At 68.2% G+C, this 23,124-nt stretch carries 16 protein-coding genes; 7 read left to right on the top strand and 9 right to left on the bottom strand.

Annotated features, from left to right (window positions below; all coding sequences use genetic code 11):
* Nucleotides 1-51 precede the first annotated feature (51 nt).
* The 4 genes from KZX60_RS05370 to KZX60_RS05355 all read left to right on the top strand — a co-directional run bounded on the left by KZX60_RS05370 (nt 52) and on the right by KZX60_RS05355 (nt 3,937).
* Nucleotides 52-246, top strand: coding sequence for a hypothetical protein (locus tag KZX60_RS05370; RefSeq protein WP_248116203.1), 195 nt, complete (start codon nt 52-54; stop codon nt 244-246).
* A gap of 42 nt (nt 247-288) precedes the next feature.
* Entirely contained in the window at nt 289-1,881 is a 1,593-nt protein-coding gene (locus KZX60_RS05365) for a fatty acyl-CoA synthetase (RefSeq protein WP_248116201.1), read from the top strand.
* Nucleotides 1,881-3,071 (top strand): acyl-CoA dehydrogenase family protein, encoded by a 1,191-nt coding sequence (locus tag KZX60_RS05360; protein WP_248116199.1) that lies wholly within the window; start codon nt 1,881-1,883, stop codon nt 3,069-3,071. Before KZX60_RS05365 ends, KZX60_RS05360 begins: the two co-directional genes overlap by 1 nt.
* Nucleotides 3,072-3,136: 65 nt before the next feature.
* Nucleotides 3,137-3,937 carry an enoyl-CoA hydratase/isomerase family protein gene (locus KZX60_RS05355; RefSeq protein ID WP_248116197.1) on the top strand — a complete coding sequence of 267 codons (801 nt, stop codon included), beginning with the start codon at nt 3,137-3,139 and terminating at the stop codon, nt 3,935-3,937.
* Nucleotides 3,938-4,036: 99 nt separating this feature from the next.
* Here the strand turns inward: KZX60_RS05355 and KZX60_RS05350 are convergent, their stop codons facing one another.
* The 7 genes from KZX60_RS05350 to KZX60_RS05320 form a co-directional block, all read right to left on the bottom strand.
* The gene (locus KZX60_RS05350; protein ID WP_248116196.1) at nt 4,037-4,246 is read right to left on the bottom strand and encodes a hypothetical protein; all 210 of its coding nucleotides are present in this window, start codon (nt 4,244-4,246) and stop codon (nt 4,037-4,039) included.
* A 75-nt stretch (nt 4,247-4,321) separates the two neighbouring features.
* On the bottom strand, nt 4,322-6,862 hold the full coding sequence (locus KZX60_RS05345; protein WP_248116194.1) for a DUF262 domain-containing protein: 2,541 nt from the start codon (nt 6,860-6,862) through the stop codon (nt 4,322-4,324).
* Nucleotides 6,863-7,056: 194 nt separating this feature from the next.
* Nucleotides 7,057-7,983, bottom strand: coding sequence for a restriction endonuclease (locus KZX60_RS05340; protein ID WP_248116192.1), 927 nt, complete (start codon nt 7,981-7,983; stop codon nt 7,057-7,059).
* 34 nt (nt 7,984-8,017) lie between these two features.
* A complete protein-coding gene (locus tag KZX60_RS05335) occupies nt 8,018-11,380 on the bottom strand; it encodes an AAA domain-containing protein (protein ID WP_248116190.1) in 3,363 nt (1,120 codons plus the stop codon).
* A 93-nt stretch (nt 11,381-11,473) separates the two neighbouring features.
* The gene (locus tag KZX60_RS05330) at nt 11,474-14,725 is read right to left on the bottom strand and encodes a type I restriction endonuclease (RefSeq protein WP_248116188.1); all 3,252 of its coding nucleotides are present in this window, start codon (nt 14,723-14,725) and stop codon (nt 11,474-11,476) included.
* A gap of 5 nt (nt 14,726-14,730) precedes the next feature.
* The gene (locus KZX60_RS05325) at nt 14,731-15,858 is read right to left on the bottom strand and encodes a restriction endonuclease subunit S (RefSeq protein ID WP_248116395.1); all 1,128 of its coding nucleotides are present in this window, start codon (nt 15,856-15,858) and stop codon (nt 14,731-14,733) included.
* Nucleotides 15,858-17,858 carry a class I SAM-dependent DNA methyltransferase gene (locus KZX60_RS05320; protein WP_248116186.1) on the bottom strand — a complete coding sequence of 667 codons (2,001 nt, stop codon included), beginning with the start codon at nt 17,856-17,858 and terminating at the stop codon, nt 15,858-15,860. Before KZX60_RS05320 ends, KZX60_RS05325 begins: the two co-directional genes overlap by 1 nt.
* A 237-nt stretch (nt 17,859-18,095) precedes the next feature.
* Here KZX60_RS05320 and KZX60_RS05315 point away from each other — a divergent pair, with 237 nt between their 5' ends.
* Nucleotides 18,096-18,998 carry a DUF3800 domain-containing protein gene (locus tag KZX60_RS05315; protein WP_248116184.1) on the top strand — a complete coding sequence of 301 codons (903 nt, stop codon included), beginning with the start codon at nt 18,096-18,098 and terminating at the stop codon, nt 18,996-18,998.
* Between the two features lie 171 nt (nt 18,999-19,169).
* Here the strand turns inward: KZX60_RS05315 and KZX60_RS05310 are convergent, their stop codons facing one another.
* Both KZX60_RS05310 and KZX60_RS05305 read right to left on the bottom strand, forming a co-directional pair.
* A complete protein-coding gene (locus tag KZX60_RS05310) occupies nt 19,170-20,072 on the bottom strand; it encodes an Ltp family lipoprotein (RefSeq protein WP_248116182.1) in 903 nt (300 codons plus the stop codon).
* A 478-nt stretch (nt 20,073-20,550) separates the two neighbouring features.
* Entirely contained in the window at nt 20,551-20,766 is a 216-nt protein-coding gene (locus KZX60_RS05305; protein WP_248116180.1) for a type I restriction-modification system subunit M N-terminal domain-containing protein, read from the bottom strand.
* 259 nt (nt 20,767-21,025) lie between these two features.
* Between KZX60_RS05305 and KZX60_RS05300 the strand changes: the two genes are divergently transcribed.
* Nucleotides 21,026-21,253 carry a helix-turn-helix domain-containing protein gene (locus KZX60_RS05300; RefSeq protein ID WP_248116178.1) on the top strand — a complete coding sequence of 76 codons (228 nt, stop codon included), beginning with the start codon at nt 21,026-21,028 and terminating at the stop codon, nt 21,251-21,253.
* Nucleotides 21,250-22,437, top strand: coding sequence for a HipA domain-containing protein (locus KZX60_RS05295; protein ID WP_248116176.1), 1,188 nt, complete (start codon nt 21,250-21,252; stop codon nt 22,435-22,437). Before KZX60_RS05300 ends, KZX60_RS05295 begins: the two co-directional genes overlap by 4 nt.
* Nucleotides 22,438-23,124 lie beyond the last annotated feature (687 nt).

Below are 23,124 nucleotides of genomic sequence, written 5' to 3'. Positions count from 1 at the left end.
CCTAGCGTTAGCGTGACGCCCACCACAGGCCGCCCAGAGATCGGACTCCTCATGACTGAGGCCCACATCGTCGACGCCGTCCGCACCCCGGTGGGCCGCCAGGACCTCGACTCGGCCGCGGCCGCCGAGGTGCTCCTCGACGGCGTCGACCAGCCGGGGCCGCAGGCCATGCACACCGCGCGCCACGCCTGGCGTGCCGCAGGGCTGTCCGAGGATGTCCCGGGGACGACGGTCGAACGGCTCTGAGCCCCCTCCCTGCCCCTTCCGCTCCACCCCCTGGAGGACACCATGTCGCAGACGACCCCTGACACCCACGCCCGCGGCCCGGCACCCGAGGACACCATCGGCCGCCTCTTCGCCCGTGCCGTCGCCCGCTCCCCCCGCGCCGTGGCCCTGCGGTTCGAGGACCGGGACTGGACCTACGCGCAGCTGCGCGACGGCGTGCACCGCGTGGCCCGCCGGCTGCTCGCCACCGGGATGCCGCAGGGCTCCCGCGTCGCCGCCTACGCGATGAACTCGGACGCCTACGCGGTGCTCTTCCTCGCGTGCGCCACGGCCGGCTACGTGCACGTGCCCGTGAACTTCGCCCTCAAGGGCGGAGAGCTCGCCCATGCCCTCGAGGACTCCGGCGCGGAGCTGCTCGTCACGGACGCCGCGATGCTCGAGCGCGTGGACCAGGTCCGCGCGGAGGGCCGCGTCCCCGCGCTGGGCCGGGTCTGGCCCCTGCTCGCCGCCGAGGACGGCGGGGAGCCCGCCGTCCTGGAGACCGCCCGGGACGAGTCGGCGGACGCGTCCGCGCCCGACGTCGACGTGCAGGCCACCGACCTCGCGCAGCTGCTCTACACCTCGGGGACCACGTCCGCCCCGAAGGGGGCGATGATGTCCCACCGCGCGCTCGTGGCCGAGTACCTCTCCTCCGTCATCGCGCTCGACTACACGGCGGAGGACCGTCCGCTCGTGGCCATGCCGCTCTACCACTCGGCCGCGATGCACGTGATCCTGCTGCCCTACCTGTCCCTGGGCGCCACCGTGCGGATCCTGCCCTCCCCGGACATCCCGCGCATGCTGGAGGTCGTGGAGGCCGAGCACATCGGCTCCCTCTTCCTCGCGCCCACGGTGTGGGTGCCGCTGAGCAACCACCCGGACCTCGCCACGCGGGACCTCTCCTCGCTGCGGAAGGCCCAGTACGGCGCCTCGATCATGCCCGTCACCGTGCTGCAGCGCCTGCGGCAGGCCCAGCCCTGCATCGGCTTCTACAACTGCTTCGGCCAGTCCGAGCTCGGCCCCCTCTGCACCGTGCTGCGTCCCGAGGAGCACGATGCCCGCCCCGCCTCGTGCGGACGCCCCGTGTTCCACGTGGAGGCCCGCGTCATGACGGCGGACGGCGCCCCGGCCAAGCCGGGTGAGCCGGGCGAGATCCAGTACCGCTCCCCGCAGCTGCTCAACGGGTACTGGAACCGCCCCGAGGCCACCGCGGACGCGTTCACCGACGACGGCTGGTTCCGCTCCGGCGACCAGGTCACCCAGGACGCCGCGGGCTACATCCAGGTGGTGGACCGCATCAAGGACGTCATCAACACCGGCGGCGTCCTCGTGGCGCCCCGCGAGGTGGAGGACGCCATCTACGAGCTGGACGAGGTGGCGGAGGTCGCCGTCGTCGGGCTGCCGGACGAACGGTGGATCGAGGCGGTGACCGCCGTCGTGGTGCTCAAGGAGGGCGCCGAGCTGACCGCGGAGACCGTGCGGGCCCACGTGAAGGAGCGCCTCGCCGCGTTCAAGGTCCCCAAGCGCGTCGACTTCGTGGCCGAGCTGCCGCGCAACCAGTCCGGCAAGCTGCTCAAGCGCGCCCTGCGCGCCGAACGGACGGCGGGCCAGGGGTGATGCGGCCGACCTATGACGTGACCACCCCCCTGGACGTGGACTACCTGGAGGCCTTCGCAGAGGCCACGGACGAGGACCGCGAACACTGGGACCGGGCCCGCGCCTACGGCCGGGAGGTGCTCGAGCGGATCGACGGGCACTGGGACCGCGCGGAGTACCCGCTGGACCTCGTGGCGCGGGCCGGGGAGCTGGACCTGCTCACCGACGGCCTGGACGTGCCCGGGCACGCGGTGATGTCCCCGCTGGCCGCCGGGCTGGTGTCCATGGAGATCTCCCGCGCGGACGGCTCCATGGCGGCGGCGGCCGCGGTGCAGGGCGGGCTCGTGCTGCGGGCCCTGGTGCACTGCGCCTCGGAGGCGCAGAAGGAGCGGTGCCTCGAGCCGGTGGCCAGCGGTCGCCTGCCAGGAGGGTTCGCGCTCACCGAGCCGCTGCACGGCTCGGACTCCGTGTCCCTGGAGACCTCCGCCCGTCCCGACGGCGCCGGCGGCTGGGTGCTGAACGGCGCCAAGAAGTGGATCGGCAACGGCGCCTCCGGCGGCATCACGCTGGTGTGGGCGCGCGACACGGAGGACGGCCAGGTCAAGGGCTTCATCGTGGAGCAGTCCACGCCCGGGTACGAGGCCGAGGTCATCACCGGCAAGGGCGCCCTGCGGGCGATCCACCAGGCGGAGATCTCCCTGACGGACGTGCGGGTGGACGACGACGCACGCCTGCCCCACGTCGCCACGTTCAAGGACGCGGCCCGCGTGCTCGTGGCCACCCGCGTGAACGTGGGGTGGTCCGCGCTGGGCCACGCCTCCAGCATGTTCGAGTCCGCGCTGGCCTACGCGACGCAGCGGGAGCAGTTCGGGAAGCCGCTCGGCGCGCACCAGATGGTGCAGGAGCGGCTCGCGCAGATGCTGGACGAGGTCACGGGGATGCAGGCCCGCTGTGCGGCGGTCGCGCGGCTGCAGGCGGCCGGGACCCTGCGGGACCAGCAGGCGTCCCTGCTCAAGTACAGCTGCACGCGGGGCGCGCGCCGCGTGGCGCAGATCGCCCGGGACATGCTCGGCGGCAACGGCATCCTGCTGGAGAACCAGGTGATCCGCCACATGACGGACGTCGAGGCGCTGCACACCTATGAGGGAACGGAGTCCGTGCAGGCGTTGATCCTGGGCCGGGACCTGACCGGGATGAGCGCATTCGCGTGAGCCCCGGCCGGCCGCTCCCGTGGCCGACACCCACACACCCCACCTTCCGATCCCTAGGAGCTGACATGACCACCGCACCCACCCCTTCTTCCTCCGACGACGCCCCCGCCGTCCTCGTCGAGACGCGGCCCGGCGTCGTGCGGCTGACGCTGAACCGGCCCGCGAAGGGCAACGCGCTCGGGCTGACGATGGCGCGCGAGGTGCTCGCGGCGATCGCCGCGGCCGAGGCGGACGAGTCCGTTCACGTGCTCACGCTGACCGGCGCGGGGCGGATCTTCTGCGGCGGCGGGGACGTCCAGGCCATGGCCGCCTCCCCCGCCGGGCCGGAGCGGCGCGCGATGATCCAGGAGCTCGGCGAGGCGGCGGGCGAGGTCACGGTGGCGCTGACGGGCTCTCGCCTGCTGGTGCTGGCCGGCGTCAACGGGACGGCCGCCGGGGCGGGGCTCGGGATCATGCTGGGCGGCGACGTCGTGCTGGTGCGCGAGGACGCGCAGCTGGTGACGGCGTTCTCCGCGCTCGGGATGACCCCGGACACGGGCGTGTCCTACTGGCTGCCTCGGGTGCTCGGGCCGGTGCGCGCGACGCAGCTGCTGCTCGGCGGGCGGCGCCTGAACGGGGCCGAGGCCGTCGGGTGGGGCCTGGCGACCGAGGCGGTGGCCGGCGACGCGTTCGCGGCACGTCTGACGGAGCTCGAGGACGAACTGGTGGCCGGCCCGGCGCACACCTACGGGCCCACGAAGGCGCTGACCCGCGGGGCCGACGTCGAGGCGCTGCGCGCGCATGTGCGGCAGGAGGCGGCGTCGATCGCGGCGGCGTCCGAGCACCCGGAGGCCGTGCGGCGGGTGGAGGCGTTCGCGGGCCGGTGAGGGGCGGGCGGCAGCCCAGGCCGGCGGGGGCGGCGGCAGCCCAGGCCGGCGGCACGCCCCGACCGGGCCGCCCCGGTCAGGTCCGCGAGGGCGTGGAGATCACTTGAACATCTTCAGGACGTCGCCCAGGCCGACCGTGGTGCGCCGGTAGACGGCGTTGTAGGCGGCGCGCTTCGGATCGCGCAGCCAGCCCATCCCCTTGCGGCCGTAGCCGGGGATGACCGTGCGCTTGATCGCACGCTTGGCGCGGCCCGTGGTGCGGGCCTTGATGGACTTCTTCAGGCTGGGCTTGCGGAGACCGATCTTCATGGGGCGAGCGTACTGGGTGGGGTGGACGGGGTGAGGGGGTCAGCGCCTCGCCAGGACCTGCCCCTGGCAGGGCTGTCAGGCACTTCTGTCGTCCTCCTGGACGGTGTGCAGGAACCACTCCAGCGCGTCGCGGAACGCCTCCTGCGCCGCGGCCGGCTGAAGGGTCTGCGGCTTGATGCTCGGGCGCCGGCGGAGGGACTCAGGGCCGAATTCCACCTCGGGGATGAGATTCAGACGTCCCCGGAATTCGTCGAGAAGCGTCTCGTCCGTGAAGGGAGCCCACTTCGCCAGATGATAGAAGACGACCTCGACGCCGTACGTCGGGTACAGGATCACCGGCCAGATGGCGCGTGCTGACGTGCGCGGGACGACCAGGAAACAACCGCCGGCGGCATTGTCCGCGAATTCCGCCCGGCCACCGCGCTCGACCCATCCTCGTTGGACCTCGATCAGTGCGCGGGCCGATTCGGGATCGTTGTGGTCGTGAAGTCGGTCGACCCAGCGGTCCCGCAGCGCAGGGTCGTTGCCCGGGGCGGCGAGTGACCGGGGATCGGTCAGGTCGACGTCGACGTCGATGAGCTCGGCGAGCTGCTCCGCCAGCAGCCGCTGGCCGCCGTCGGCCCGTCCGTCCTCGGAGAAGCGCACGCCTTCGGCTGCGAGGACGTCATGCGGATCGTCCGTGCGGTGGACGTCGGTCCACCGGAAGGACGGAGAGACGGTGCCACCGGCCTGGAGCACACGATGAGCGTGCGGCAGCGCCGTCCGTGCGAGGTAGGTCCCCACGGGGACCGGATGGCTTCCGATCAGCCGTGCGAGTTCGCCGTAGGAGGTCCAGAACCCGGCGGGAATGGCCTCGACGGCATCCGTCAGCGTCTGCCAGGCCGTGTGGGCGACTCCGGAGGCGGCCTCGGCTGAGGGCCCCGGCCAGATACCGACGATCCGGTCCGCCAGCCGCTCGGCGCGAGCACGGATCTGGGTGGGACCCCATACCGGCTCAGCGGAGATCTCCTGGTTCATGCGGATGCCACTCTTGGCTAGCTCCGCACGCTTGACCTCGAAGGGCCCGTTGCTCAGCTCGCTGTTGTACCCGCTGAGGGTGAGGTTGCCCAAGGTGTGGAGGAGTTCGGTGTGCACCTCTCGAAGGTCCTGGTGCGCCTCGAGCTGGCCGGCCAGAGCGCGCTCCCACTCCTCCGTGAGGGTCTGCGGCATGACGTGCTCGATGGTCGCGCTGTCGAGGTCTACCGGCTCCTTGCTGCCGTAGGACTCCTCGATCCACCGGAGGATCAGCTTCCGGTGGGCCGCCCGGCCCGTCGTATAGAAGGGTGCCGTCATCACGGCCTGGCGGATCTGATCGTCGGAGGCGAAGTGCTTCCGCCCGCTGGAGAGGAAGCGCTGCAGGGCATCCGCCGGATCGTCCTGGCCCTGAATGTCGGCCGTGGCCGCGAGCAAGGTGGTGTTGAGACCGTCGGAGTAGCGGCCGAAGACGAGGCGCCGGACCAGGTACGACTCGAGGTAGAGGAGTGCACGGGCCAGTTCGTCCGAGTCGATGTCCCCCAACGACCGGCGCTCCATCAGGTGCAGTGTGATCGGGAACGTCGTCGTCGTGCGCCAGGCGCGCAGGCGTGCCAAGCGGAACCGCACTGCGGCGTCCTTCTCCTTCTCCGGGCGGAGCATCACGTCGTAGAGACGCCCCAACGCCAGGAACCGCTCGACTTCCGCCCTGACCTGCGACTCGTCCTGCAGGCCACGCATGCGTCGCTGCTGGCCCTCGTAGATCTCCGTTTGGCGGACCTTGGGATCCTGTTGCACCAGGTCAAGCCAGAACAGGGTCTCCAGTTCCTCATTGGAGAGCAGGTTCTGCAACGGGAGCCACAGGGTGGTGTAGACCTCATCCGCCCGTGTGGGCAGCTGCATGAACAGGTAGTTCCTGAGCAGGTCGCCCTGGGTGAGCTTGAGACCGGTGTTGTTCAGCGACTCGAAGATGCGGTGGGCGTTGTCGTTCTCCCCGGTGGTCACGGACACGATCGACAGGCCGGCGACGACGGCGGACTCGACCTCCGCCAAGGTCAGCGGCTCCTCTTCACCGTCGGCGGGCGGTTGACTCAACCCGAGCAGCTTGGTCAGGAAGAACTGGTGGGCTTCGCTGATCCTGGAGCCTTCGGCAGCATCCGGGGCGTGCTCGATCCGTCCGCGGTAGGCGCCGCGGTCGGCCTGGGTGGGCAGGACCTTGTAGCGGAGATCGCCGTCCTCCCACTTGTTGACCAGGTACTTCTCATTGACCCGATCGGCGTGCATGGGGCCTTCGTGCTCAGCCCGGTGGTCGCGGACAGCGGCGAGGAGGAGCGTCAGCGTCGTCAGCCGCTGCTGCCCGTCCACCACGAGCCACCGCTGGAGGCCGCCGGGCCCGTTGTCCCGGAAGCCGGCGAGAACGAGGGAGCCGATGAAGTGAGTCGCCGAAGGGTTGTCCCGCCGGTGGTCGGCGATGTCCACGACGTCCTCCCACAGTCGCTGCCACTGCGGACGTCCCCAGGAGTACGTCCGCTGATAGAGCGGGACCGTGTACTGGTAGGAGCCCCCGAGGAGTTCCTGAAGGGTGACTTCACGCGCGGCGACCATGTGACGAGCTTAACGGGGGGGCCTCTGGGGCCAGATCGTCCAGGGGTGTCAGGGCAGGACAAGTCCCTGCCGGGAAGGCACGTGACCTTGTGGTCGCGGCCACGGACAAGTTGCGCCCGACCTGCGCGGAGCCCCCGATCTGACGCAGTTCGACCACGGTCTCTGGCTCTACCAACGGCACCGCTGAACGCAAGTCACTCGAAGAAGTCCTCGTCGATCTGCAGTACGTGAAGGGTCCTCTTCACCTGCGCGCCGACGCGGTACTTGAGCATGAGTTGAGTGAGCTTCACGCCGTCGATCAGCACGATCCTGTTGGGCACAGCGTCCGCATATGACTGGGCATGCTTGCTGAAGGAACTTGTGGTGATGAAGACGCCCTTGGTCGCGCCATGCAGGTGCAGCGCTCCGACGAACGCCTGGATCGGCTCCCGGCCGACGGTGTTCGCATCGGCATAGCGCTTTGCCTGAACGTAGACACGGTCGAGGCCGAGGGCATCGCCGTCGATGACCCCATCGATGCCGCCGTCATGGGACTTGCCGGTCACGGCCGCCTTTCCCTGGGTCCCGCCGTAGCCCATGGCCATGAGCAACTGGACCACGGCTTCCTCGAAGAAGGCCGGCGTGGAGTTCTGCAGCCGCTCGAGCAGTTCCACACGGACGGTCTCATTGAGACTGGTGACGGCATCCTGAGCCTGTTCTTCAGGGTCCACGATCGGGTCAGCCGCAACAGCGGGCTGAGCCTCAGTGTGGGCATGGGCCTGGACCGGCTTCTTGGCGGTGTCCTTAGGCCAGAACGGATCGAAGAATGCGCTGGCGCTGGCGAAGTCGTTGAAGCCTTCCGGACAGTCCTTCAGCCAGGCCCGCCCAGCCTCTGTCAGCACGTAGATGCCGCGCGCGGGCCGCTCGATGAGTCCAGCTTTGGAGGAGTGCGTCAGTGCCCAGCCGCCGCGCCCGCGGTACCGCACTTCTCCGGACTCGACCGTCTCTGCCCTGGCTTCTTCGCTGAGCCCAAGCCTGTCGGCTGCCGCCTCGATCACGTCGCGGCGCTTCATGCTCTCGTGCTCTGCGAGCACCTCAAGGGCAGGGCGGACGAAGCGAGGCCAGATGGGGACGGTGTTCATGCCGGTGATCCTGTCATGAGCCGTTCCCCGCTGTTCACCCCAGCGACAGCACCCCGGACCGGATGCGGTCCAGCAGCGCCACCTGCGCGGCAGGCGTGTACTTCACGTTCACGAAGGTCTCCCCGTCGCGCTCGCCCTCGTACCCGACGATCCCGACCGCGGCTCCCTCGTCCGTTGGCTCCCAGCCCCGCTCGCCCTTGCGGATCAACCCGGCTGTGGCGAGCGCCTTGTTGAGCTTGACGGCGGACAGTTTCAGGCCGTCCGGGAGCTCACCACTGTCGTCCCAGGCAGCGATCATGGCCCGAGCCACGACGGCGTCTCCCGACTTCGGGGCAGAGGCCTCCGGGACACTCGACGCGGCCACCGGTTCCGGCGCGGAGATCTGCTCGGCCGCCGCGACCTCCACCGGGGCTGCGCCCTGCCCGTCGTCGTGGGTCACCGCGGGTTGCCCTGCCGGGGCGTCCTTCACGGCCATCCGGCGGACCAGGCGGAACACGGGGCCGCCGTCGTTCCAGCGGGTTTTCGCGCCGAACACGATGAACAGGTCCTTGGCACGGGAGACGGCCACGTTCATCAGCTCGAGGGTGTTGTCGATGAAGCTCGCCTGCCCGGAGTTGTCCCCGTACACGGAGGAGAACAGCACGATGCTGCGCTCGGCGCCCTGGAGGGTGTGCGCGGTGCCGACCGTCACGAGCTTGGCACGATCCGGGCCGAGCACCCGCCCGAGCGTCTGCTGGATCACGCGGGCCTGCGCGGCGAACGGCGTGACCACGCCGAACACGCCCTTCTCCTTTTCGGGGTCACCGGCGGCTCCGTAGGCCTCGCAGAAGCGGTCCCAATGCTCGTCGAGCCACGCGGCGATCGCCTCGGCCTCGGTCGGGTTGACACGACTGGAGCCCTGCCGACGGTCCTCGGAGCCGGGCACCTCGCGGAAGAGGAACGGGTGCTCCACGAGTCCCTCGAGCCGGTACCCGGCGGACGGCCGCGACGGCACGAGCTGGCCCTTGTAGAGCAGCTCGTTGCAGTACTCGATGATCTCGGAGCGGCAGCGGAAGTGCTCGGCGAGGAAGAGCCCCTCGTCGTCGTCCTTGCCGTAGGACCAGCGAGAGGCGCCCGCGGCGGCCATCATCACGGACGAGTGGTCCGAGGCCGTCAGGCCGCGGCGCTCCAGAGTGTCCCATTCCGGCCCGAAGCCGAAGGACTCGCCCATCACGCGGTCGCTCTCCGGGTCGATGCCCCACACGGGGGCGAGCTGCTGCACGTCGCCGACCACGAGCGCGCGCTTGGCGAGGGCGAACGCGGCGGCACCGAGGGAGGCGTCCACCTGCCCGGCCTCGTCCACGATCAGCAGATCGGCCCGTTCGAGGTCGTAGGCGGATTTCTCGCCGGCCTTGGCCCACAGTTTGAAGTACTTGGGCAGCTGGTAGGCGGTCATCACGAAGCACGGGGTGAGGGCGGCGGCCTGCGGCCAGTACCGGTCCATGTAGCGCAGGGTGGTGCGGTTGCGTTCGGGCTGCGGGATCAGGTCCTCCCCCGTGCACACCGTCAGCCACTGCGCCTCGTACCGGTGCACGGCGAGCCAGAACGCGGCGTGGCGGACGGTGACATCGAGGGCCCGGTCCAGGGCGAGGAGGTCCTCGGCGGTGCGCAGCCGATCCACCTGCTCCTCGGTGAGCAGGCACAGGCGCGCGAGGTCCTTGAGCGGCTCGGTGACCGCCTGACCGTAGGCGAGGGTGGCCTGGTGCGCGACGCCGGCCCGCGCGGCCTGGTCCCGCTCAGCCCGTTCCAGCGTGCCCGCCAGCTCCACGAGGCGGTTCTGGTAGAAGGCACGGAACTCGTCGACGGAGTCGAAGGCCGGGGCGGGCTCCGAGTCGTCATGGTTGAACTCGGCGTCCATGGCGTCGGTGGGGCCGGCGGCGGCCACGGACGTCCAGAACCGCAGGCGGTCCTCGTGGACAGCCATCTCGACGCGCAGGGCTGCCACGTCCGCGCCGGGGCCGGCCGGAGCGGGGACGGCCGCGTCCGCGGCGTGGCGGGCGGTGAGCAGCTCGCGGCGGCGCTGGTCCACGCGCTTGAGCGCCTTGGCGAGGAACGCCTCGGCCTTGGCCAGGTCGGTGGGCGCCCCTAAGCGCGCGGCTGTCATGTAGCCGCCGAGGTCCGCGAGGAAGCGGGCGGTGGCCGCCTTCACGTACTCGGGGGCGGAGTACTGCGTGTACACGCCCGCCTTGCGGTTGTTCTCCAGCAGGTAGCCCTTGGCCTGGGCCTCCTTCGCCTTGGCACCGGACGGGGCGTAGGCGGCAAGTCCGCGCAGGGGCGTGTCCGCCGCGCCGTCCTCGGTGGCGGCGGGCAGCCACCGGCGGGCGAGGGGGCCGGCGTCGTCCTTCGCCACGGAGCTGAAGGAGTCGATGATGTTCGTGACGGCCTGGTTGTTGGTGGAGGTGCCCATGATCAGGGGCGCCGGGCGGTCTTGGAGGCAGTGGGTGACGATCATCGAGGCGACCACGGACTGGAGCATGGTGGTCTTGCCGGTGCCGGGCGGACCGGAGACGGCGGTGACGTCCCCGTGGCCGTCCAGGAGGAAGGCGTGCACGGCGCGGCGCTGGGAGGCGGTGAGCGGGAAGCCGTCGGACATGCTGCCGGTGGCGCGGGTGGCGGTCTCCAAGAGGAGGTCACGGTCCTCGTCGATGCCGTCCTCGGAGCTGCGGTCCTGGCCGTCGAGAGCGACGAACTGCTCGTAGAGGGCCGGGGACGGGTCGTCCTCGACGAGGTGGCGGTACAGGTCCAGGATCGCGCCGTTCGCCTCGATCACGGTCCCCGGGGTGAGCCAGCAGGTGTGCGGCACCGCACCGGGTCGGTGGAGTTCGGCCTGCCGTTCCCCCTCGAGGCCGTCGGCGATCAGCTTGGCGTCGAAAACGGCGTCCACCATGGCCTCGGTGTAGGCGATGACGTCCGCGAAGTCCTCCGCCTGGGAGGCACGCTCCTCGCCCTCCGTGAGGCGCCAGCGCCAGAAGCCGGCGAGCGTTCCCACCATGAGCTGGCGGTCCTTGACGCCGGAGCTGCGCAGGCGGCTCGCCGGGATCCAGGGGGCCTGCGAGCCGAGGTCCGCCGTGAGCCGACCGTCGGCGTCCAGCTGCGCGGCGATGAGGGCGAGCCCCTCGGCCTGGGCGCCGTCCTGGAGGGTGGCGAGAGAGATGGTCACGTCCAGCGGCCTGTCCCGGCGGGCCTTGGCCAGTGTGAACAGCTCGTTCGTGACCGCCTCGTCCAGCCGCCCCGCGGTGATGTCCGCAGAGGAGACCGTGGCGAACGGCGTGCGTGAGGTGAACCGGCAGTCCTGCAGGTTCGCCTGCGTCTGAATGGCGCGATAGTACCTGGTGAGCTGCTGCGAGGTGGCGTCCATGGCTCCCGTTTCCTTGGTGACCGGGCACAGCACAGTGCTATGTGACTGCTGTCACCACCCTAGCGATTGGTCGCGACGTATACCGAACAAGGACTACGGGTGCTGACTGCACTCGGCGTGGGCCGACACACCGCGCCTGAACGACGCCCCTTCCCCCTCGTACTGCGCTTCTCCGGGTCCTCCGGCAACGTCCACCGGCCCAGTCCCCTCGCTCCGCACCTTCCAGTACAGGTACTCCCCGATGGCAGCGACGATCATCTTGGACGGGTCCCCGCCCCTGCCCACGATGTCCGTCATCTTCACGAAGGCGTCCTCGTTCGCGTACACGGCGCCCATCGCCGACCGTTCCAGGTTCGGGCTCGAGAGGAACTGCTCCAGCGAGTTTGCTCCGGCCTGCCCCAGCAGCTTCTCGTCCTCCATGAGGGGCGCCACGAGGGCACTGACCCACGCCTCCTGCTGGGACGGGGAGGCATCCACGCCTTCGCCGGCGAAGATCTCGTTGATCTTCTCGATCACTTCCTCCAACGGCCCGCGCTGCTTCTCACGCGCCTGCCCGCCTCCCACAGCGGTGGTCCCCTTCAGCGCGGCCCCGCCGGTCAGCCCGATGTCCCCCGAGGACGTCTCCTTCTGCCGGATGCTCACCAGCTGCACATCGCTCAGGTCGATCAGCTCCTCACCGCCGGGCTGATCGCCCACGAGCTGCACCAGGTGCCGCAGGAACAGCGCCCGCTTGTAGTGCTCGGTGTCCTCGAACTCGTAGATCTGGGAGAGGAAGTCGTAGAGGCTGACGAAGGACCGCATGTCCTTGCGCACCAGCACGAGTTCGTTCACGCGCGTCTCGTCCTGGTTCATCCGCGCATGCGCCAGCTCCTTGCGGAACCGGTATGCCACGGGCTCCAGCGCGGCCTGCAGGCCCTCCTGCCCGCTCCCCGGCTTCCATGCCACCCACACGTCGGCGAACGCGTCGACCTCGTCCCAGTCGTACACGCCCGCGGCGTCGAGCTTCGTCCCCAGATCATGGATCAGGTTCGGGTCCGTCACCGTCTCCAGCTTCGCTCCGGCGTAGTACGGCTCGAAGGCGGCCTGGATGTCGTCTTCGGAGTTCACGAAGTCCAGCACGTAGGTGGTGTCCTTGCCGGGCGCCGCACGGTTCAGCCGGGAGAGCGTCTGCACGGCGAGCACGCCGGAGAGCTTCTTGTCCACGTACAGAGCGCAGAGCTTCGGCTGGTCGAAGCCGGTCTGGTACTTGTTGGCCACGATCATCACCTGGTAGCCGTCCCCGTCGAACGCCTTCGCCAGGTTGCCGGTCACGGACGGGTTCATGGACCGCTCGGTGACCTTCTCGAGCCCGAAGTCGTCGTCGGTGATCTCGCCGGAGAAGGCCACCAGGGTGCCCACGTCCGTGTACCCCATGTCCTGGATGTACTGGTCCATCTGGCGCTTGTACCGGACGGCGGCGGCGCGGGAGTCGGTGACCACCATGGCCTTGGCCTGCCCGTCGAGCAGTCCGGCCACGTTGGCGCGGAAATGCTCCACGATGATCTTGACCTTCTGGGCGATGTTCGTGGGGTGCAGCTTGACCCACCGCATGAGCTTCTTGCTCGCCTCGGTCTGGTCCACTTCGCTGGTCGGCTTCCCGACGGCGGCCCGGTCGCCTTCCGGACGGAACTCGCCCTGCTGTCCGGCCAGGGCCAGTTTGAAGGCGGTGCCGTAGTTGGTGAAGTTCTTCAGCACGTCGAGGATGAACTCCTCCTCGATGGCCTGCTGCATGGTGTACCGGTGGAAGGAGGCCGGGATCTCCTGGCCCTTCTCGTCATACTCGCCGCAGGGGCGGCCGAACATCTGCAGGGTCTTGTCCTTCGGGGTGGCGGTGAAGGCGAAGAAGCTGATGTTCTCTGGGCGTCCGGTGGCGGCGACCTCGGCGGCGAGGATGGACTCGGTGTCCGCCTCGCCCCCATCTTCGAGGTCGGCCTGCTCGTCCGGGGTGAGCACGCGCTTGAGCTTGGCTGCGGCGGAGCCGGTCTGGGAGGAGTGCGCCTCGTCTGCGATCACCGCGTAGGTGCGGCCCGCGAGCGTCGAGTCACCTTTGAGGAGTTCGAGCACGGCGGGGAAGGTCTGCAGCGTCACCACGATGATCCGGTTGCCCTGCAGCAGCGTCTGCTTCACCAGGGCGGACTTGCTGGTGGCCTCTCCCCCGAGGTTCTTGCGGTCCACGGCCACCACGGTGCCGGAGGTCCGCTCGATCTGCCGGACGGCCTCCTGGAGCTGGTCGTCCAGCACGGTGCGGTCGGTGACCACGATGACCGAGTCGAACACCCGCTGCTCGTCCGCCCCGTAGGTGGAGAGCAGGCGGTGGGCGGTCCAGGCGATGGTGTTGGTCTTGCCGGAGCCCGCGGAGTGCTCGATCAGGTAGGACTTGCCGGCGCCCTCCTCACGGACGGCGGCGAGCATTTGCGTGACGGCCTCCCACTGGTGGAAGCGCGGGAAGATCAGCGTGGACTTCCGGCGCGAGCGGCCGTGCTCGTCCTCCACGGTCTCCTTCGTGAGGAAGACGAACTTCTGGAGGATCTCGAGCCAGGTGTCCCGCTGGAGAATCCGTTCCCACAGATAGGCCGTGGAGGAACCGCCGTGTGGGTTGATCGGGTTGCCGGCGTGGCCGTCGTCGCCTTGGTTGAAGGGCAGGAAGAAGGTGTCCTTCCCGGCCAGCTTGGTGGTCATCCAGACCTCGCGGTTGGAGACGGCGAAGTGGACCACGGCGCGGGTGCCGAACCCGAACAGCGGTGTGGCCTTCGGGTTGCGCTCGCGGTACTGCTTCTTCGCGTGGCCGATGGACTGGGTGGAGTCGGTCTTCAGCTCGATCGTCGCCACGGGCAGGCCGTTGACGAACAGCACCAGGTCCACGGACTGGTTGGTGGCCGGGTTGAAATGCACCTGACGCATCACGCGCAGCCGCATGCGCTCGTAGGAGGCAACGGCGGCCGGGTTCAGGTTCGTGGCCGGCCGCGGCTCGGCCATGCGCAGGGTGGCGGAGGTGCCGACCTTGAAGCCCTTGCGAAGCACGTTGAGAGTGCCGCCGACACCGGTGTCCTGCGGCTTGTTCAGCACGTCGATCAGGCGGGTGGTGATCTGGTCCCGCTGTGCCTGCTGGGCAGAGGCCGGGGCGTCAGCCTTGACGATGCGCCCGTAGTCCTCCGGCTGGTTCTCGGACAGCCAGGCGTGGACGTCCTCGGGGAAGATCGCGTTCTTGCGGTCGTAGCCGTCATCGTTGGGCGAGTAGAGCCAGCCGTGCCTCTCCAGGTACTCGCAGATGTAGGTCTCGAGCTCGCTCTCGTTGTGGATGGCCATGGCGGTCAGTCCTCCGTGGGGATCTCGATCTGGCCGGTGACGGCGGCGGTGATCAGCGCAGCCCGGCGCTCCTGGGCGAGCTCGATGAACCGCTCCGCCTTGGCGATGAGCGCGTCGATCTTGGCGGTCTCAGCGTCGAGGTAGTCAGCGATCTCGCGCTGTTCTTTCAGGGACGGCTTGGGCAACGCGAGCACGGAGATGATGCGCTGGTTGAGTCCCGCCACTGTTGATCCAACGCTGAGTCGTTCAAGTTCGCTGTGACAGCTGGGCGATTGGAGCCACCACCAGAGGTACCTCGGATCAGCACATTCCCCGTTAACTCGCAGAAGCATGGAGTCGGATCCGAGCAGCATTCGTGGATGGCCAGGTGAAACGAGGGCCGACTTGTCGACTTCGCCCTTGCGGCCCAGGACGATGTCCCCCGCAACAAGGTCATGCCTCGATAGAGCGTCTGCCTTCTCAGCTGTGACGCTCACTGCGGCATTCGGGGCGATGGTGCTGCCCACGATGTGCGTGGGGTTGATAACCGGGACACCGCCTTCTATGTACTCCGAAGCCGACAGCTGAGTTCCGAACGGGCCGGTTTGGCAAAGCTGCAATACGTTGCTCAGACGCGTGTCTGCTCCTGGGGGAAAGCACGAGTCGATCGCAGTGCGTCGACGTTCGAGGAGGAGAGTCTTCATCTGGCCCTGTTTCTCGATCAGGGCGTCGATCGTGGCGGTTTCGCGGTCGAGGTAGTCTGCGACTTGTCGCTGCTGCTCGCGGCCGATCAACGGGAACTGCAGGCTTCCGAGAGTTCCACTGGTCATACTCGGCAGAGCGGTGTTGGTTGAGTACAGGTCGAATGGGATCGTCGTTGCCCAGTAGTAGAGAAATCGCGGTTCAACCCGAGGCCCCGGCACTGTGTAGTACATGGTGTCCACAGTCCAGAATCGGCCGTTAACGTAGAGCGGACGATCGACCGTCCCCTTGCGGCCAAACAAAACTGACTCCCCGTCGTGCAGATATGCCGTCGAGCGGGCGAATTCTCCACCTGAGCCATACACCGGGTAAGGCCCGTCAGCAGCTTCGACAGACTTGCAGTCGGAACCGTTGCCGAATCTGACCAGGTGCCGCAGGGACGTCGTCCCCATCACCGCTCGACCTCCTGCAACAGCTCGATGATCTCGGCGGTGAGCCGCTTGAGCTCGGCGTCGATCTCCTCGAGTGGGCGCGGCGGCACGTACGTGTAGAAGAGCCGGGTGAAGGGGATCTCGTAGCCGATCTTCGTCTTGGACTCGTCGATCCAGGCGCCGGGCACATGTGGGGCCACCTCGGACTCGAAGTACTCGTGGATGTCCCGGCCGAAGGGCACCAGTTCGGTGTCGCGCAGCGAGGTGTCCGGCTCCGGCTCGCCCTTCGTGTTCGTCACCACCTCCGCCTCGGGGTCGTGCACGCCGATGGCCCCGCTCAGGGCCTTCACCAGTGGAGCGCCGGCGGTCACGCCGTGCTCCTTCAACGCCTTCTTCAGTTCCAGCACGAAGGTGGGCTGGTGGTCCCAGACCCGGCCACGCAGGGAGGCGAGGGCCGCCTCGAGAGCTGAGCGACCGTCGTCGGGAAGCTTGTCCACGGGCTTGGTGGCCAGCGCCGCCGCGATGGTGGCGTCCTCCACCTCGAAGCGCAGCTGCAGCGGGCGCTCCACGGTGATCTCCCGGTAGCCGAAGTCCTGCGCGGTGAGGACCTTGGAGAACTCGGCGTTGTCCTCGGACTGGGCGTCGAAGTCTCGGTAGATGTCCAGCACGCGCTGGCGGTCCGCCTTGGACAACTCCTTGTTCTTCGAGCCCACGTTGCGCCGCAGCTTGGTGAAGAACGTGCGGGCGTCGATCAGCTGCACCGTGCCGCGGCGGTCTGCCGACTTGTTGTTGTCCAGCACCCACACATAGGTGGCGATGCCGGTGTTGTAGAACATGTCCGTGGGCAGCGCGACGATCGCGTCCACCAGGTCCGACTCCAGCAGCCAACGGCGGATCTCGGACGGGCCCGAGCCCGCCCCACCCGTGAACAGCGGGGAGCCGTTCAGGACGATGCCGGCCCGACCACCGCCCTCCGAGACCGGGCGGAGCTTCGAGGCCACGAGCTGGAGGAACAGCATCTGCCCATCGCTGATGGCGGGGGTGCCGCCCGGGAAGCGGTTCGTGGCGCCGCCGGCAGCGATCTCCTTCTCCACTGCGGCCCGGGAGGCCTTCCAGTCGCCGCCGTAGGGCGGGTTGGAGAGGACGTAGTCGAAGCGCTCGGTCAGGTGGGCGTCGTTCTTCAGGGTGTCCCCGCGAGCGATGCCGTCCGCGTCCTGGCCCTTGCCCAGCAGCTCGGACTTGCAGATCGCGTAGGACTGATCGTTGAGCTCCTGCCCGAACAGGCGGACCTCCGCGTTCGGGTTCATGCGGCGCAGGCGCTCGTCCAGCAGGGACAGCATGCCGCCGGTGCCCGCCGTGGGGTCATAGACGGTGCGGACCGGGTAGCCGGTGAGGACGTGGTCGTCGTTGGCGGTGAGCAGGTCCACGAGGAGCTTCACCGCGTCGCGCGGGGTGAAGTGCTCGCCCGCGGTCTCGTTGGAGGCGGCAGCGAAGCGGCGGATCAGGTCCTCGAAGAGGGTGCCCATCTCCGCGTTGGAGACGATCTCCGGGGAGAGGTCGATGGAGGCGAACTGCTGCAGGACCAGGAAGAGGCGGTCGTGCTCGTCCAGCTTGGCGACCGTCTTGTCGAACTCGTAATAGGTGAACAGGTCCGCCACGTTCTGGGAGAACCCGTCCACGTAGGCCAGCAGGTTGGTGCGGAGCAGGTCCGGCTCCTGCAGGATGCGGTCCAGGGTGAAGGGGCTGAGGTTGTAGAACGTCAGGCCCGTGCGGGACTCCACCAGGTTGTCCAGGACGAAGTCCGGACGACCCTTGGCCGCCAGCTCCGCGAAGAACTCCCGGTGCGGGGCCATGACCGCCTCCATGCGGCGGAGGATGGTGAGCGGAAGGACGAGCGTGCCGTACTGGTTCGGCTTGAACACGCCCCGCAGCTGATCCGCGATCCCCCACACGAAGTTCGAGAGGTTCCGGGGAGAGCGGTGGGGCGCCGAGGCAGCGCCGCGCGTGGCGGGGGTGGTCATGGGGTCCTTCGAATGGTGGGGGCGGGCCGCTGGACGGGACCCATTCCGACCCCGCAGCGACCCGACAGGGCGACGGATCATACACAACCACACTTGCCTATACTCTGCGCGCTCGAGTACGCTCGCGTGTGGTAGCTAGGGCTGAGACAGTGCCCCGAGCACCAATTCGAGAGGCCCGCGCTTGCGTGGGCCTCTGCGCTTGTCTGCAGTGTCCGCTGTGCCCTGCACAATGGTCAGATGCTGCTGGCGTACATCGACGAGATCGGCGAGCCGGGCGCCTACGTCGGCCCGGACCATCCTCGCTTCCGGACAAGCCCAGCCTTCGGTTATGCCGGATTCGTCATGCCGGAGTCTGCCGCACGAGGCTTTGGAGCGAAGTTCACCGCACTGAAGCGTCAGCTGTTCGCCTCGGAGATCGACCGAGCGAAACACCCCGGACGGTGGGAGTTCAAGGGGGCCAATCTGTTCCGGCCGGATACCCCCGCGCGCTTTCCGCAGCAGCTCCGCGTGTTCGATGCGCTCGTGCGGTCCGTCGTCGTCGACCACGGCGGCAAGCTGTTCTACTACGCCGACGAGAAGCAGCGTGGGACGCCCAAGCAGATCGGCCTCGACGTCGAGAAACGCGAAGCCGACGCCATGCGAGAGACTCTGAACCGTCTGGCCCGCCATGCCCACCATCACGGACATAACCTCATGGTGATCATCGATCAAATCAATGAGAAGACGCGAGTCGAACGCGTTGCATCGATGTATGCCCACATCTTCAGCCGAGCCGGCGACTTTCCGGAGATGCGGTGCATCGTGGAACCGCCCATGCACGTGGACAGTTCCCTGAGCTCCAACGTGCAGTTCGCCGACTGGGTCGCCGCCGCCGTCACACGCGCTGTCGATCACCAGCTCAACGACTCGTCCAAGTACGCCTGGGTCACCGACCCCCAGCGGCTGGCATCCATGAGGGGCAGCTTCACCTACGAATCCAAACTGCACCTGTGGAACCGCGGCGTGCAGGACATCAACCACTCTGAGCTGTTCCACCGCGAACGGCGACTTGCCCCGACCCCGCATGGACAGCTTCTGGGGGCCTCGGTGGACCCCGCGGCGGCGGAGAGGATGGCGAAGATCTGGCGCTCGGGACGCTAAGACCTGGCGCCGCTGCTAGAGATCACCCCGGCCCTGCGTCAGGCGGCACACAGCCCCGCATATTCTGGTCCTCCGCGGGCTGCAGAGGACCAGAATATGCGGGCGGCGGGTGGACCACCTGGCGACACCGTTGCCGACGCGTTCATTCAACGCGCCGGGCATGGCCGGGCGTCACTGGGACAGGTTGTCGATCGCGTACTGCGCCTGGTCGGGCGTGAACTCCTCGCCGTACTCGGAGACCAGTTGGTCGTAGATCGCAGACGGCGACATGTCCATCATTTCGCGGTAGCTCTGAGCCTTGGCCAACGCATTGGCGTTCCAGTCGACATCCGTCATGTTGTCGATCGCGTACTGTGCCGCCTCCGGCGAGAACTGCTCACCGTACTCCGAGACGAGCTGTCCGTAGATGCCCTTCTTGGACATATCCATGGCCTCCTCGTAGCTGTATGCCTTACGAAGCGCCGACTGGTACTCCATCGGTACACCCCCAGCCTCGGGCTCGGCTGCCGCTTCCGTCTCCTCTTCATTCTCCTCCGACGGAGTCGGATCAGGGGTCGGCGTGGGCTCCGGAGTGGGGGTGGGCTCCGGGGTCGGTGTCGGCTCCAGGGTAGGGGTAGGGGTCGGGATCGGGGTGGAGACCGTGCTCGACGTCGCCCCTGCGGACTCACCGTCGACTTCTAGCGCCGCATACTCGGGGATGCGGTTCATGATGGGCGTCATGTTCTCGACGAACCTGTCGAGCTCATCACCGGGCTGGTAGCAGTCGGTGGCTGCACCGGTCACAGACTGAACGATGTCCTGCATTGGCATCGTGTACGTGCCACCGCCCGACTTCACAATGCGCTGGATCTCCTCAGGCTCGGCCATCAGACGGTCCAAGGTGTCGTGATACTTGGGATGGGCGACCGCGCGCAGCTGATCGCCCTGCTCCACCAACCCCGCCACGCGACGATCCCTATCGCTCATGACGAGGTCTTCCATGTAGAAGTCCACGCTGAAGTCCAGGACGTCTAACGCCAGACCACCGCGGTTGCCTGCCAGCTGTTCGCACGTCTCGGTGGCCGTCAGCTGCATGGGGCTCTCCGAGGCGGCGGGCGTCGGCGACACCGCCGAAGAAGACGAGGACGATGAGGATTGGGAGCTAGACGGCCCCGGTCCCTCCTGACCGGAACAGCCGTTGGCCACGAGCAGGAGGGGCAGGAAGAGGAGGAGTCGCTGAGCGCGCATGAGAAAACTCTCCGTGACTGATGTGCGAGCCTCGAACCAAGCGCTCTTGCGGCTGAAATGGGTGCCAGTGAGAGTCTGTCGAGGAAGGGTGAGAAGGCCCTCAACTGCATATTGTGCCCAGCAACGCACCCATTGAGCGACACACCGAGGACATGTGAGAGTCGAGCAGGAATGCTCATGTCGCGTTTCCGCATCGGAAGGGTGAACGGCCACTTCACCTGCCACAGCCGCACTTCACAGCCCGCGGCTGGAGGGATACTGCTCGCAGCCCTGCGAAGGGGGTCATCTCGTGATTTCTCGCACCCCCACCCCGGACGATATCGAGTCAGTGCTCGCCACCGTCGAGACCACCCCGCCAAGCCTGTTCGATCACTACGAGGGATCCCGCTAGAACGAGCCGGTGCGGGTTCATGACCGCCTCCATGCGGCGCAGGATGGTGAGCGGAAGGACGAGGGTGCCGTATTGGTTCGGCTTGAACACGCCCCGCAGCTGATCCGCGATCCCCCACACGAAGTTCGAGAGGTTCTGGGGAGAGGGCATGGTGGCAGAGCCTTTCGGAGCACGGCGATGTGGCAGTCGGCCTCATTCTGGCACTGAAAAGTCGCACGCCTGATGCCTGAGAGCCAGGTTCCGAAGAATTCTTCGGATGAGGAGGCCGGCACCTCTTCAACCGACCCCCGGAGGCTCGAATCCGAAGTTTTCTTCGGCTTCCCGTGTCGACACGCCACCGCAGCAGTCGAACATCACCGATTCCGAAAAACCCTTCGGATTTCAGCTGCTCATCTGCCACGATAGAGCCGTGGCCACCACACGCGCAGTCTCCTCCGCCTCGGCGCTGATGAAGATCAGCGACCGCGTCCGCGCCATGCGCAAAGAGCTCCTGCTGACCCAGCAGCAGCTCGCAGACCTGGCGGGAGTCTCGGATGCGACCGTCCGCCAGATCGAGCGCGGCACCGGCAAGAGCACCCTGAAGTCAGTGCTCTCCGTCATGGAGGTACTCGGCCTCGAGCTCGAGGTCACCGGTTGACGACTCCTGCACTCGAAGACCTGAAGCGCGTCACCACCGCGGACGTCTACAAGGGCGGCGTCCCAGCGGGGACACTCACCCGCGATGAACAGGGAACCATCACCTTCCGCTACCTCGAGGGGTACGCCGGCGACCCTGTGGCCTCCACGCTGCCGGTCGCCCAGGACCCCGTCACCGCCGCCGGAGGCGGGCTCCCACCGTTCTTCTCAGGGCTCCTGCCCGAGGGGCACCGCCTCACCGTTCTGCGCACGGCGGCCAAGACCTCGGCCGACGACGAGCTCACCCTGCTCCTGGCCGTCGGCACGGACGCGCCCGGCGATGTGCAGGTCGTCCCTGCCGGCGACCGACTGCGCACGGAGGCCCCCGTCGCCACGGACGATCCGCAGAACCTGGACTTCGCCGTCCTCGCGGGAGTGCCTGACCGTAACGCCCTCCCCGGCGTCCAGGCGAAGGCTTCGGCCTCCATGGTGAACGTGCCCGTGCACCTTCAGGAGCACAGCGCCCTGCTGAAGTTGGATCCACCGGACCACCCCCACCTCGTGGTCAACGAAGCACTCCATCTGCGTCATGCCGCGGCCCTCGGCATCCCCGTGTCCGAGCACTCGGTGGTCCACGACCGTCACGGACGGGCAGGTCTTCTCGTCGGCCGATTCGACCGCACTGCAGACCGCTCCGGCGAAAGGGCGCGCCTCGCACTCGAAGACGCCGGACAGGCCCTCGGCATCTACCCGGCACAGAAGTACAACGTCACCACGGAGGAGGTCATCGACGTCCTGGCCGGCCTCACTCCGCATCGACTCACCGCCACGCGCAACCTGTACCTGCAGTTCCTCTACGCGTGGTTGACGGGCAACGGTGACCTCCACGCGAAGAACGTCTCGGTGCTGCAGTCTTCGAGCGGCCGCTGGAGCATCGCCCCGGTGTACGACGTGCCCTGCACCGCCCTCTACGAGGACATGACCATGGCGCTGCCCGTGGACGGGCGCACGAGGGCCCTGCGTCGGCGCCATTGGGATGCCCTGGCTGCGACCATCGGCCTGCCCCAGCGCGCCGCCCGTTCCGCCATGACGGTGGCCATGACAGCAGCTGCGAAGGTGGACCTGTCGGCCCTGCCCTTCACCGGTTCGCCGCTGAAAGGCGTCGAGCGGGAACTGCGCCACCGCCGTTACGAGCTCGAAGGCTGACCAGCGTCGTGGACGGAACATGCCCGTTCCACGTCTCCACCGATGACCTCGTCGCCGCTCGCATTCACGACGTCCGCGATCTGACCCACGGACTCCAGCTGGTGCCAGCCCTGCCCGAGAACTGCCGCACATGCTCCCGCCACAACGTGGACACCGGCTGCGACGTCTCCATCAGCTCCGCCCCCTCCCGCGGCGGCATGACCGTCACGTCTGGATGGACGTCGCCCACGGTTTCCACGGGTCGGAGGTCTGACTCCGGCCCCTCACCGTTCGTATCCAGACCCCTCCACAGCGCCCTCACCGTCAGCTCAAGCCGAGCCGGCCGGAGAACAGCCCCCCTCTCGGCGGAATCCAGCTGGCCGCACCAAAGGCCGCCCCTCCGGCCTCACTCACCCCGGCACGACTCAACGACGACACGCCCTCCTACACCTACCCTCGGGAATCGTCTGCACATCTGACCCTTCTGACCCGGCCACGGCCGCCGAGAAAGGTCAGATGCGCAGAAGGTCTCTGGCACACGCCCCCACCGCCCCGCGTTCGACAAATACATAACACTTGCCGGTCAAGCCCCTTGTGGTGGTGTAGCGGTTGGATCCTTCGTTGGGGTTGTCAGGTGCTGAGCTCGAGGGCAGTGTCGGTGTCGGTGCCCACCTCGCTTCCGGTGTCCTCGACGGGGGTGAGGCGGCA

The organism is Micrococcus sp. EYE_212, assembly GCF_023147585.1.
Taxonomy (GTDB): Bacteria; Actinomycetota; Actinomycetes; order Actinomycetales; family Micrococcaceae; genus Micrococcus.
This window is presented reverse-complemented; position numbering and strand designations above follow the sequence as displayed.

Coding starts and splice junctions, on each gene's coding strand:
- KZX60_RS05330 (WP_248116188.1), bottom strand. CDS start 14,725: ATGGCCATCCACAACGAGAGCGAGCTCGAGACCTACATCTGCGAGTAC.
- KZX60_RS05370 (WP_248116203.1), top strand. CDS start 52: ATGACTGAGGCCCACATCGTCGACGCCGTCCGCACCCCGGTGGGCCGC.
- KZX60_RS05335 (WP_248116190.1), bottom strand. CDS start 11,380: ATGGACGCCACCTCGCAGCAGCTCACCAGGTACTATCGCGCCATTCAG.
- KZX60_RS05310 (WP_248116182.1), bottom strand. CDS start 20,072: ATGCAGCTGACGGCCACCGAGACGTGCGAACAGCTGGCAGGCAACCGC.
- KZX60_RS05345 (WP_248116194.1), bottom strand. CDS start 6,862: ATGGTCGCCGCGCGTGAAGTCACCCTTCAGGAACTCCTCGGGGGCTCC.
- KZX60_RS05325 (WP_248116395.1), bottom strand. CDS start 15,858: ATGGGGACGACGTCCCTGCGGCACCTGGTCAGATTCGGCAACGGTTCC.
- KZX60_RS05320 (WP_248116186.1), bottom strand. CDS start 17,858: ATGACCACCCCCGCCACGCGCGGCGCTGCCTCGGCGCCCCACCGCTCT.
- KZX60_RS05365 (WP_248116201.1), top strand. CDS start 289: ATGTCGCAGACGACCCCTGACACCCACGCCCGCGGCCCGGCACCCGAG.
- KZX60_RS05350 (WP_248116196.1), bottom strand. CDS start 4,246: ATGAAGATCGGTCTCCGCAAGCCCAGCCTGAAGAAGTCCATCAAGGCC.
- KZX60_RS05315 (WP_248116184.1), top strand. CDS start 18,096: ATGCTGCTGGCGTACATCGACGAGATCGGCGAGCCGGGCGCCTACGTC.
- KZX60_RS05340 (WP_248116192.1), bottom strand. CDS start 7,983: ATGAACACCGTCCCCATCTGGCCTCGCTTCGTCCGCCCTGCCCTTGAG.
- KZX60_RS05305 (WP_248116180.1), bottom strand. CDS start 20,766: ATGCCCTCTCCCCAGAACCTCTCGAACTTCGTGTGGGGGATCGCGGAT.
- KZX60_RS05360 (WP_248116199.1), top strand. CDS start 1,881: ATGCGGCCGACCTATGACGTGACCACCCCCCTGGACGTGGACTACCTG.
- KZX60_RS05355 (WP_248116197.1), top strand. CDS start 3,137: ATGACCACCGCACCCACCCCTTCTTCCTCCGACGACGCCCCCGCCGTC.